Source organism: Herbaspirillum huttiense, assembly GCF_047300815.1.
Lineage (GTDB): Bacteria > Pseudomonadota > Gammaproteobacteria > Burkholderiales > Burkholderiaceae_D > Herbaspirillum > Herbaspirillum huttiense_A.
Map to the genome: position 1 here is coordinate 4,787,904 of NZ_CP178608.1, position 12,432 is coordinate 4,800,335.

A 12,432-nucleotide genomic window follows, 5' to 3' on the forward strand; every position below is an offset into this window, starting at 1 on the left:
CGGTCCTCGTCAGTGCCGCACCGGGCAGCGCAACGGCTGGCCGGAGGCGGTGTCGCTGTCCGGCCCACCCTGCGCCAGCGAACGCTGGTACAGCTCACGGTAGGCACCGAACATCATGTCCTGGGTGTAATAACGCTCCACGCGCGCAATGCCTGCGGCCTGGGCCGCGTGCCAGCGCTGCGGATCGGTCAGCAGTTTCAGGGCTGCATCGGCCAGCGCCTGGGGCTGGGCGATGCCGACCACCTCCCCCGCTGCGCCCAGTGCCTGGTCTTCTTCCGATAGTCCGTACAACAGCTGGCGGCACGATCCCACATCGGTAGCAACGGCCGGCACACCGGCCGCAAACCCTTCCAGCAACACCAGCGGCAAGGCCTCGCTGATGCTGGAGAGCACCACCAGTCCGATCTTGGGCATGAGCTCGTCGATCTTCTGGAAACCAAGGAACTTGACCTTGTCGGTCAGGCCCAGGCCATCGGCAATCGCATGGCATTCGCCGGCGTAGGCCGGGTCTTCATCTTCCGGTCCGGCGATCCAGGCTTCGGCCTCCGGATACTGGTTGACCACGGTGCGCATGGCGCGGATGAAAGTCTTCACATCCTTGATCGGCACCACCCGGCCCAAGAGACAAAGCACCGGCGGGATTTTTTCGCTGCGCAATGCACGCAGCTTGGACAGGCGCGGCAGGTCGATGCCATTGGGGATATTGCGCGTGCGCTCGGCCGGTGCGCCATCGTTGACCTGGCGCAGGCGGTTGGTCTCGTAGAGCGCGACGATCTCATTGGAGGCCTGGTAGCACAGCCGGCCCAGCGCCTCGAAGAAGCGGATCCACATCTCGCGGAAGTAGGGAATCTGCGAGGCATCCTTCTCGAAGACGTTGCGGTTGTCGCGGATCCACTCGCTCTGGAACAGGTCGATCTTGCGTTCCTTGGTATAGATGCCGTGTTCGGAAAGGATCAGCGGACGGCCGGTCTGCATCTTCATCAGCGCCCCGAGGAAGCCCGCGTAACCGGTGGAGATGGTGTGATAGCAGCGCGCCGGGATCAGCTGGCGTGCCACGCGGGCCAGGGTCCATACCGGCTGGTGCATGATGCGCACGGTCCAGAAGTAATCGACGAAGGACGGGTCGGTGCAGAAGATGCGGTATTGCGAGGCCAGGTAATCCCAGGAACGCTTGCTGAAGAGGAAGGTGTCCTGGTCCATCTTGCCGCCATCCTCCATCATCGGGATGAGCTCAGCCAGTTGCGCCACCAGCGCCGAATGCGAGGTGGCATCGGTGCGATCGTAGGCGCGGAACATGGCGTGCAGTTCGTCGATCCGCTCGAAGGCGCGGGCATCGCCGCGCGAGCGCACCACCTCCGTGGCCGCGAGATGTTCGTGGATGAAGTGCGTCTCCAGATGGACCACGTTGTCCGGCAGCGCGTACTTGGGGGTGCCGTAATCCTCGGGCCGGCTGCCGATGAAGCACAGGCCGAAACGGATCTCGGGAAAACCCCGGATGATCTGGTTTACCCAACTTGACACGCCACCACTCACATAGGGAAAAGTCCCTTCCAGCAGCAGCATGACGTCGCAGTCCTTGGCGCGGCGCTGGTAGGAGGCATCGCCGGCGACCGGCTTGACGACGGGCGCATTCATCGGCGGCCTCCGGTGGGGCGAGCACTGCTGGCGGGATTGAAGGAGTCGGGCCGGTTGGCGATGGTACGCCGGCCATGGCGCCAATAACGGTGCAGCTGCGGCTGCGAGGACACGCTGGGGTCGTATTGCATTTCGATGAAGAGCTTGCGCACTTGTTCGTAGTCGCGTTCGAGGAAGCTGAGTTCAGCCAGGTAAGGCAGGAGGCGCACACGCGAAAAACCATATTCATGCGCGCGCTGCATCGCCTCGGCCGCCTCGGGCACATTACCGTTGGACAGCTCCAGCCGCGCCAGCATGAACCACAGGCCCGGCTGGGCGGCATCGATCTGCAGCGCCGCCTGGGCGTGCTCGCGCATCTGCGTGTAGGAGTAGTTGAGCAGGTCGCCCTGCACCAGGTTCTGGTAGATCAGTTCCTGGTACAGCTCGGCCACCTGCTGGTGCAGCACGCTCAGGGTCTCGGGGTCGGAGACCGTCTTGAGATGGTTGCGCATGTCGACGATGCGCTGGGTGATCTTCTTTTCCTTGCCATCCAGGATGCCGTAGGCCAGCAGTCGCACATCGTCGGCCGGATCGCCCAGCAGGCTGCGCAGCGAAGCGCCGCTGGCGCGCGTGGGCGTGCTCTGGATCGCCACCAGCGCATTGAGCCGCTTGTCCACGGGCGTGGCCACGTTGCCCAGCTGGGCCCGCACGCGGTTGCCGGAAAAGCCGCTGCCCTCGCGCCTGCGCGCAGTGACGAAGGCCGGCGCCTGGCTGGTATCGAAATGGTCTTCCGGTTTGTCCTTGGGCCAGAGCACGGCCACCAGCAAGGCCACCACGGCGCACAGCACGCCACCGATGGGAATGAAGAAATTGAAGAAGAACAGGTACAGCAGCAAGGCCGTACGCGGACGCCGGTACTGCGCTGGCGCCACCTGGGCGATGGCCAGCGCGAACAGCGCCGAGGACACCAGGTGCAACAGCAGATAACCGGAGAGTACGCCCAGCCCGTTGCCTCCCTGCAGCAGCAGGGCAACGGAGGCGGTCTCGAAACTCAGACCGGCAGCGGAGAGTTTAAGCAGCACAGCGTTCCACCAGGTTGATCAGGAGGCGCATGGGCTCATCGCTGCCCAGGGCAGCGGTGTGCGCAGCGGCGAAGTTGGCCAGAGACTTGTTGTCGAACTGCGCGTGCGAAGCGGTCTCGATGCGCATGAGGTAACCATCCACGGCAGCCGGCCCCGCCAGCGGCAGGAGCGTCATCAGCACGTTGCGGCCACCGGCCTTGTAGGTCCAGATCACGTCGGCGGCGCGCTTGAGGCGGCGTACCTGGTCGTACATGTCGCGCGAGAGTTCGTCGTCGCCGAAGACCAGCGCCACCAGCGAGGAATCGATGTCGGTGCTGCGCTTGAGACGATGCAGGCGCACCAGGTCCACCGCCAGTTCCGGCGGGCAGGTCGGCAGCTGCTGCAGGATGGCGCGGGCGCTGTCGCCCATCTCGATGCCGTCGGCGTAGTAGTCGATGAGTACCGACATCAGTTGCAGCGTGTCTTCGTTCAGGGCCAGGAAGGGCAACTGCTCCACCACCAGCAAGCCGAACTGGCGGCCCTCGTAATTGCGCAAGGGCGCACAGACCAGGTAGCGGCTCTGGTTGCGCAGGGTCTGGTTCAGGCTCTCGGTCTGGATGTGGCCCAGCTTCTGCTGGGCCAGGCAATAACGCACCAGCGGATCATCGGCCACCAGCGGCGTGACCTTGCCCACGCTGGCCACTGCCTCCGGCAGGACGTGCCCTTGGACATCGCACGCAAACACCGAGGCCGACTCCACCTGGCAGCTCTGCACCAGGATCTGCAGGAAGGCATCCGGCGCCGGCATGCGGGCCGGGTCCAGCAGGTATTGGGTGAGCGTGAGGGCACGCATGCGGTCCAGCGATTCACGCAGGGTCAGCGGCTTGGACAGCAGATCCTGTTCCAGCCGCTCATGCGACAGGCGCAGCAGGAAGTGATTCTTGGTGAGCATGGTCAGGCGCTCTTCCAGATAGGCGTTCACCCCGCGCAGGCGGCGGCTGCGCGCATTCCACACTTCAGCGAACTGGCCGCACAGCAGCGTCAATACCAGCCCGCCCAGGAAATAGGCTTGCGGGAAGGCCTGCGCTGCCGACACCACGGCTTGCGCCTCATCTTCATGATGGCCATGCATGAGCAGGTACCAGCCAGCCATGGTGGTGGCCACGGCCACCACGCCCAAGGTGGTGCCGTAGCGCATGGCCAGGATGGCCGGCATCAGCCACAGCCAGGGGAACTGCGCCTGCAGTCCGAAGGGATCTTCCGGTGCCAGCCACCACGCCACCGCCAGGGCCGCCGCCACCAGGGCGATGGTCTCGACGATGCGCAGGGCCGCCTTGCGCGGTGAGCCGCTGTCGGTATCGAACCGCGTAAAAAAGCGCGACCAGAACTTCTGGCGCTTCTGGGCTGCCGTGGCGGCCGGGCGCGGCGAGGCAGCCCACGGCCGGCCGCTGCCGGGTGGCGGGGAGGCCGGGGGAGCGCCGGGCCGTTGGCGGTCGTTCACGTTCTCTCCCATCAGGGGCGCTGCATTGCGGGCGCCGCGGTGTTGGTGAGTGCGTCGGCCTGCGTTGCGGACTCGGCAGCGGCGGCATTGACGGCCGCAGCAGTCTGCGCCAGCGCGCGCAGGGGCGAGAGCAGGTTGCGCATGAGCTTCTGGGCCACGGCTGACAGTGCCTCGCGGCTCCAGCCACTCTTGGCACCGGCCGCCGCCCACACCACCTTGCCGCTGGACACCTCGATCAGTTGCAGCGTCAGGCCCACGGCCGGCTCGCCATCGATGCCAACCTTGTAGCGCCACTCATCGACGCTGCCGGAGAGCGCATAGGCGATGTTCTCGCTGCGCGCCCAGTCGAGGGCGGCATCGAGCTGCTTGCGGTCCATCGGTTCGAACAGGGTTTCATTGTTGAGCGACGCCGGATAGCGGCGCAGCTCGGCCAGTCCGTTGGCACGCAGGATGCTCTCCGAGATCGACTCGGCACGCAGTCCGGCCTGCGGCGTTTCGGTGTGATTGGCGAAGGGCAGCAAGCCCCAGCGGGCATCGGCCGGCACTACCGGCGCCTGGCCGATGTCGGTGGTGGAGCAGGCGGCCAGGCCCAAGGCCAGGACGGCAGCGCTGCCGATTTTGTAGAGCGTGGAGCGAATATTGTTGGTCATGGTGGTCACCTTGGAGCAATGCGCGGCCTTTCGCGGCCATAGATTAATGAGGGCTGATTCATCGATTTCATTGATCAATCAATGTCGACACGGTACGGACAGCGAGGCCTTCACCTGCGGTTTCAATTTCAGATTCATGTTCAGTAGAACCATTTGTAGAGCACATTCAATTCAAACCCGCGCTGCGGCGTGTTGGGTGTGGCGCTGGTACTCTGCGCGGCCACCGACAGCACGTCCTGCCCCAGCACGCTGCCGGCGATACCGGCGCGCAGGTTGCGGCCCCAGCCGATGTCGGAGGTACGGGTCAGGCCGAACTCGGCATAAGGACGCCAGGCGCGGGTATAGGCGTTCTCGATGACGGTGCCCGCCCCCAGCGCAACACCCCAGGAGCGCGCATCCAGCGGCATGTAGCGAAAACCCGTCGGATCGTTGCCGGCCGGGACCAGGCGCGCGATCTGGTCGTCGCTGGCACCGCGATCGCTGAACTTGGCATCGTTGACGAAACCGCGCAGGGTCAGGTTGGGATACTCCACGCGCAGGTGCGTACCGATTTCGGCATTGAGGGTGCGGCCATTGCCCAGTGCCGTGCCGGCTTGCGTCTGGTAGCGCTGCAGGCCGCCGCCCAGGCGCAGGTATTCAGTGCGGCTCAATTGCAGGTTCAGGTTCAGCTCGCCGCCGCTGCGCCGTCCACCCACGCGGATCAGGGCCGAATCGATGGCCGCCAGGTTCAGCCCGCCATTGCCGGAGAGCGTGATCTTGGGCGTGAGCTGCTGCGAGAACTCCAGGCGCAGGCCATTGAAGGACGTCATCGCATCGCGGTGCTGCAGGCTGGCGCTGACGAATCCATCCTCGATGCGACGGCGCAGGGTGAATTCGAAGAGGCGGTCCACGGCCGGCACGGCCCCCAGCAGGGTCGTGTCGTCCACCGTCTGGTGCCGTTCGGTGTAGCCGAAGGACAAGCGCGTGCCCGGCGTGAGCGCCACGCCGGTGTTGAGCGTGAAGAGCTTGGTGGCCAGCGGGAATTCGCGGGTGGACGTGAAGCCGGCCGAGAAGCGCGGCGGCTCGTCGGTGACCAGGCCGGTCAGTCGTGCGTGCAGTTCATCGTCAGCGGGCAGGCGTTCGAGCTGGTCGAAGGCCAGCGTCTGCGCCAGGCCGACGCGCCCGGCCACGCGCGCGGCTTCGACGCGGTCATACATGGGCAGCCAGTCGGCCAGGTTGTCGAGCATGCTGTTGAGTCGCTGGCGATCATCGCTGGCCAGGGCCATGGCCAGCTCGCCCCACAGCGGCTTGTCGAGCTGCCTGGCAAAGCGCGTGGCCAGCCAGGTGCGGGCCAGGTCGGACTGGTTCTGGTTCATCGCATAGGCCAGCGCCAGTTCGCGGGCGCCCGAAGACAAGCGCGCATCATCCTCCGGGCGCAGGCCGGTGTCGGTGGTGGGCGCAAACAGTGCTGCCGGACCTTCGGCCAATCGAGCAGACAGCACCTCATCCTGGCTGCGCTGGACGGCATCGCTGCGCGCGGCTTGCTGCATGTCCTTGAGCAGGGCCGGACCATTGGCGGGGATGGACTGGCCGTCCGGCCGCGGCGGCAGCGTTACATCGCTGCGCAACAGCGCCTGCATGACGCGAGCGCTGTCATCGGCGCTCATGAACAGCGGTGCCAGCGCCGCCAGGCGGTCGCGCCATTCGTGCAGTTGTCCGGGCGGGACATTGCGCAGCAATTGCGGATTGCGCACCTGCAGCCAGGCATGGCGGCGGATGCGCCAGGCCAGGTCGGGCTGGCCGGTGGCATCGAGCGCCTCGGCATAACTCATCAGCCACAGGTAATCGTCATGCGGGAAACCGGATTTGCGGAACCAGTGCAGCGCCTGGTCCTGCCGGTTCAGCGACATGTTGGCGGCGGCATACGGTCCCCACAGTTGCGGCGTGGTCTCGGCCTCATGGGCCCACATCGTCAGGGCGCGATTGAGCAGTGCCGCATCGCGCGTGGCGATGAGGACCCAGAGGGTCTCGGCGCGCACATCGGCCGAGCGCGGCGCCAGCGACAGTGCCAGGCGCATGTCGGCGCGCGCCCCCTCGAGATCGCGCTGCAATTGCTTGACCGAGGACCGCACGCTGAGGAAAGGAACGTATTTTTCCAAGGCCGCATTCTGTTGCGGGGTCAGGCTGGCGAGGAAGCTGCGGGCGCCCTCCAGGTCATTGAGACGCAGGCGATAGGTCAGTGCCTGTACCGCAAAGTTGGGCACGCCGGTGCGGTGGAAACCGAACTCGGCCAGCTCGGCGGCGGCGCGTGGTTCGCGGTCCTGGATGACCACCATCATGTTGCTCATGTCGCCTTCGGCGGCCTGGTCTGCGGCCAGCAGACGGTCATAGCCGATGCGCGCCTCTTCATTGAGCCCCATGTAGCGCGACACTTCCGCATAGGTGCGCCAGAAGTCGGCATTGCCGTCCGGTGCCACCTTGGCGGCACCGCGCAGCACTTCCAGCGCATCGTCCAGGCGGCCACGCAGATCCAAGGGATTGGCGGTCATCAGGGCGTTCGCAGCAGAAGGGCCGAACTCCTCGCGCTGGCGCCGCAAGGTGGCCAGCGCAGCATCATCGCGGCCCATGCGCAGATACAGCTTGGCCAGCGCTTCCATCGTGCCGTTGCGCTCGGTGGCGGCATCGGCGGTGCCGGCCGGCTTGCCGCGCAGACGCTCTTCCAGCAAGGCTGCAGCGCGTTCGGGCTGGCCGATGTTTTCGTATTGCGCCACCAGCAGGTTGACCCACTGCGCATTGCCGGGCTCGACCTGCATCTTGTGTTGCAGGGCCTCCACCAGCATGTCTTGTTCAAAGGTCCCGGCGGCGGCACGCAGGACGTTGTCCCACGCCGCCTCGTCACCGGACAGGCGCGCATAGGCCAGCCATTGCGGCGTGGCCTGTTCCGGCACGCCGCTCCATTCGGAGACCTCGGCCAGGCGCTTGCGCCAGGCCGCGTCATCGGGACGCTGGCGCACCGCCGATTGCGCCAGCAGGCGCGCATCGACCAGGTTGCGATTGGCCAGGAAGACGTTGTAGGCCAGGGTGTAGATTTCCTCATCGAAGGGCAACCTGGCCAGCGCGCGACTGGAAGCCGCATCGGCCGCCGAGGGCTGGCTCTCCCCGGCCACGCGCAGCAGCTGCCCCTGCCGCATCGCGCGCTGCAGTTCATTGTGCAGGCGCCGGGGATGGTGCAATAGCGACTGCATCTGCTGCAGCGATTGCCGCCAGTCCTGCATGGACACCGCCACCACGGCGCCCTGCCCGGCCCGCGCCGCCGCCAGCGGCGACAGGGCACGCGCCATCGACAATTGCAGCAACTGCTTCACGTAACGCTCGGCCGCATCCGGACGATTGGCCGCCTGGGCCAGCCGCGTCAGGTACAGCAGCACGGCCTTGTCATTGGCCAGCGGGCCGAGGTTGGCTTCGGCCGCGGCCAGGGCTTCCTGGTAGAAGCCGCCGGCCTGCAAGGTCCGCATCGCATCGAGGAAATTCTCGCGGCGTGCTGCCAGCGAACCGGCATGCTGCATGGCCAGCAGGTAGAAGGCCGCGCTGCTGTGGTAATCGCCCACGCCCAGGCTTTGCTGGCCCAGGCGCACCGCTTCGGCGTAGGAGATGTCGGCCGTGCTGCGATCAGCCAGCAGGCGCGCAAATGCGGCGCGCGCGGACTCGCCGTCACCGAGCGCCAGCGCGTCCTGCGACAGCGTCAGCCATTGCTGCGCGGTGAGCGGATAGGTCATCAGCACATTGAGCTGCTCGCGCAGCTGCGCCAGCAAGGGCGTGCGCTCGGGCGCATCCTTGGGCAGGGCGAAGACTTCCTGCTGGCGGATGCGGTATTCCAGCCAGGCTGCCGACAGGCGTGCGGCGGCGCTGCTGTCCATTTGCAACAGGGCCAGTTGCGCGCGCGCCTCGCCGAACTGGCCGAGGTCGATCATCTGCTTGACCAGCTCGGCGCGCAGCGCCGCATTGCCCGGCTGGGCCTTGAGGAAGACCTTGATGTACTCGACCGTCAGCAGGTCGGCTTTGCCGCTGGCATTGGCCACTTCCAGCCGCTGCTGCAGCGAGACCTTGGGATAGACCAGGGCGAGCACCGTCCCGACCGCCAGCGCGAAGCCGGCGATCGTCCATGGCGAGAACAGCCTGGCCCGTTCATAAGGTGCATTGAACGAGTACCAGGTGCCGTGTTGTCGCGAGCGGGGCGGTTGCGGAGCCGATGTCATATTGGTGAACTGCAGTCTTGCCGGTGAAATTGCGGTACCACGCCTGGCCGGTGATGCTGACCGACTTGCCCTTGGCCAGCGCCACACCATTGGCGGTGGCGGTACAGGCGCGCGCACCGCTGATGCTGAAGGTGGTCACGCCATTGGCGGTGAGCGAAAAACGCAGCTCGGCCTTGTTGCCGTTGATGCTGCGCTGGAAATCACCGACCTGGCCGGCCGCTTCCAACAGCATGGGCAAAGCCGGTGACGCATCAGCTTGTTCGCCGGTGCTGCGCTGGCGGATGCGTACTTCGCCCGCCGACGTGATCAGGTAGCGGCCACTCGGGCCTGGTGCGATTCCGGCGATGCCGGGCTGGGACAAGTCAACGTCAGGCGCACCGGCCGGGATGCGCAGCGTGCGCAAATACTCGCCGGTGCGATAGACCAGCGTGCCATCGGCGGTGCGGGCGATGCTGGTGTTTTCGAAATCGATGACCTTGCGGATGTACTGAGAAACGTACAGCCGCGTGAACGGCTGTGCCTCGGCCCAGCGGTGGATCTTGTGCAGGGCCGCCACCGAGGCGGGCTTGGTGCCGGCATAGAAATGGTAGTAGATGTCCACGGCCTTGAAGCGGACCGGCTCGCCGGTCAGTTCATAACTTTCGATGGCGCGCTCGAAGCCGTAGAAGGGGCCGGTCCAGTTGCCGGTATAGACGTTCTCATCCTGGTTGGGCGCGAAGACCTGGTACCAGCCCTGCTTGCGCACGCCCTGCGCGGCGATGTCGGTCCAGGTGTTGCGGCTCCTGGTGATCATGGTGTCGCCGCCGTTCATGTTGAGAAAACCATCCAGATAGGTCTGGGCGATGGCCTCGGGCGGCGGCACGCAGTTGCCGGTCCAGAGGAAGACTTCGGCCTTCTTGCCGGGCGGCAGCAGGGTCTTGTTGATGTAGTCCATCGACCCCTTGATCTCGCGCTGGAGGTCGAATTTGTAGTTGGGGATGTCCAGCGTGCGCGAGGCATCGCCATCCATCTGGTTGATGTCGGCGGTGCGGGTGTCATACATCGCATCGGCCCAGTTGAAGGGATGCGAGAAGGAATGGCTGGCCGGCTCCACATACGGCAGTGTGAACATCTTGCGCGCCAGCGCCGTGGTCTGTGCGGAGAGCTGCGGATAGACGCCCTGCGGGCTCAGCTCGCCCTCCACCACCGAGACCGTCACGGGAAAGCGGTAACGGTCCCAGATCTCCCGCTGCAGCACTTCGACCGCAAAGGGCGAGCCCGGATACTCGGCCTTGGAAGGAAAACCATCCCCATCGAGGTGGCTGGTCTGGATGCGGCGGCCACCCTCGGTGGTCACATCCGGCACCGGGATATCGGGCAGGCGCAGCGCGCGCTTGAGGAACAGCATGGGCTGCAGCACCCAGCGCGGCGGGTCCATCACCTGCAGCGTGGTGGTGGCGAACGGGGCCAGGGCGAAACCGCCCCAGGGCATGATGGCGGCAGCATCGTAGGTGTTGTTGCGGCCATCCTTCATGCGCAGCAGCGGCTTGGCGGCAGGATCGGTCAGGCGCACCAGTTCCAGCTGCGTGCGGTCCACGCGCGGCTTGGTCTCGAAACCCATCAGTTCGGGATCGGCTTGCGTGACCTCCAGCTGTTCCGGCGCAGGGGCGGAAAAACTGGTCAGCCCCAGCATGCCGGCGCTCAGTTTGGTCATCTGGAAACCAAAGGCATTGAAGATGGCCACCGGCACGCCTTCCTTGATGCGCTGCCCGATCCACGGACCCAGGCGCTGGTGATCGGTACCGCTACGGAACCACGTCACCACGCCTGCATAGCGCCCGGCCAGCGGCTCGGTGGGCAGGCCCTCGCGGCCGACTTCACGGAATTCATAGCGCAAGCCGAGGTGATTCAACTGGATGCCGAGGAAGCGCTGGGCCTCGGTGGTATGCAGGTCATCGCCCTTGGCCACATCGAGCAGCACCAGCACATTGCGCGGCACCAGTTCGACACTGGACACGCCCATGGACATCAGCGTGCCATCGGCCACCCAGGGCAGGAAGCCGTCGGCGCTGATCTTTTTGGCCGTCTCGCGCGCCAGGGCACGGGCATCGGGCTGGAACGGATCGACGTAATCGATGGCGATGGCCGGCAGGCGATAGCGGTCGCGGATGGTGCGCAGCTGGCCGGAGAGCCAAGCGCGGTCATTGTCGGTGACGGCGCCATAGCTGCGGCGACCGGCGTCATAACCGCGATAGAGCGATTCGGCGGCCACCGCATAAGTGAGCGGTGCCACCTCGGGGAACAGCTCGAAGCCGCGATTGAGAATCAGCTTGGCCTCCGGATAGCGGCGCTTGAATTCGCGCAGCGTGGCGATCATGGCCTGGGTCTGGGCGGCGCGCTCGGCATCGGTCCTGGCAAAGAGCTGGTAGGAATCCAGGGTATCGAGGAAGAAACCGCGCCAGCCCTGCGCCCACAAGGGGGCCACGATCTTGTCGAGGAAGAAGTCGCGCCAGCCGGGGGCGGTCTGGTCGATCACGCGGCTGCCCCAGGCGGCATTGTCGCCCTTGAGCAGGCCGGGCGGCATCTGCTTGTAGTAAGGCCGGGAAGGTTGGACCTCGCCCAGCGAGACATAGGCAAACAGCTGATGCGCCCCATTGGCCGCACTGCGCGTGCGCGCGGCCGGATCGCGCACGAAGGCCGGTTCCACTACCGCCACGTCAAAGGCCTGCAGGTCGGCCAGCGGCGGATTGGGGCCGTAATAGAAGGCGATGGAGGTGGGCGCGGCCGCCGTGGCCGCCGCCGGGTTCTGGGCCGGCGCCGCACCGGTCACCAGCGCTGCCGCGCCGGCGGCCAGGGTCCAGGCCAGCGCCCGCAAGGCGCGCCAGGTCCGGCCGGCTGATTGTTGTAAGGCTTGGCTTGCTGCAGAGCGCGGCACGGGCTCTCCCTGATGTTTTGTTATGAATTTGGCAGGCCACATGAAATCATGGCTGCGGCGTCGCGGACATCCGGAAAATCCTGATACGGATGAGCTGCCATCCCCGTTCTTGTTCGAATTCTTCAGATTTCTCTGATGTGATGGTTAGCAATTTGTATCAGATTCTAACTAGATTCAACTGCAAGTTTATTACCGCGAGGGAATTTCGCTGCTTCTTGAAGTGAATATATTGCCGTCCAACCGAGAAATTTTGCTGCCCGGAACAAGCAATTCCTTCATCTCCGACCATGCGCCGCACAAAAGCGGGGCAGCCCAATCCCGCTTGTGACGGGCTCAGCCGCACCAAAAGCAGGCAGCGGCTGCCCTTGATCCTTCATTTCACCCGTTTTGCGCCGCATCACCCACCCTCCCGCGGGCGTGACAGTCCTGCGACACCCGTCGCAAACCCTTGCCACAC

The 12,432-nt window shown here is 65.6% G+C and carries 6 protein-coding genes; all 6 read right to left on the reverse strand.

Annotation, left to right across the window (positions count from 1 at the left end):
• Positions 1–9: 9 nt before the first annotated feature.
• Positions 10–1,635, reverse strand: a complete 1,626-nt coding sequence (gene pelF, locus ACLRDN_RS21950; RefSeq protein ID WP_413457994.1) for a GT4 family glycosyltransferase PelF — start codon at positions 1,633–1,635, stop codon at positions 10–12.
• A complete protein-coding gene (locus ACLRDN_RS21955) occupies positions 1,632–2,696 on the reverse strand; it encodes a tetratricopeptide repeat protein (protein WP_413457995.1) in 1,065 nt (354 codons plus the stop codon). Before ACLRDN_RS21955 ends, pelF begins: the two co-directional genes overlap by 4 nt.
• Positions 2,686–4,176, reverse strand: a complete 1,491-nt coding sequence (locus tag ACLRDN_RS21960) for a PelD GGDEF domain-containing protein (protein ID WP_413457996.1) — start codon at positions 4,174–4,176, stop codon at positions 2,686–2,688. The genes ACLRDN_RS21955 and ACLRDN_RS21960 overlap by 11 nt, the downstream gene beginning before the upstream one ends.
• An 11-nt stretch (positions 4,177–4,187) precedes the next feature.
• Positions 4,188–4,826: a penicillin-binding protein activator LpoB gene (locus tag ACLRDN_RS21965; protein ID WP_413457997.1), complete on the reverse strand. Its 639-nt coding sequence runs from the start codon at positions 4,824–4,826 to the stop codon at positions 4,188–4,190.
• Positions 4,827–4,966: 140 nt separating this feature from the next.
• Positions 4,967–9,061: a tetratricopeptide repeat protein gene (locus ACLRDN_RS21970; RefSeq protein WP_413457998.1), complete on the reverse strand. Its 4,095-nt coding sequence runs from the start codon at positions 9,059–9,061 to the stop codon at positions 4,967–4,969.
• Positions 8,991–11,975 (reverse strand): bifunctional glycoside hydrolase 114/ polysaccharide deacetylase family protein, encoded by a 2,985-nt coding sequence (locus tag ACLRDN_RS21975; protein WP_413457999.1) that lies wholly within the window; start codon positions 11,973–11,975, stop codon positions 8,991–8,993. The genes ACLRDN_RS21970 and ACLRDN_RS21975 overlap by 71 nt, the downstream gene beginning before the upstream one ends.
• Between the last annotated feature and the right edge of the window lie 457 nt (positions 11,976–12,432).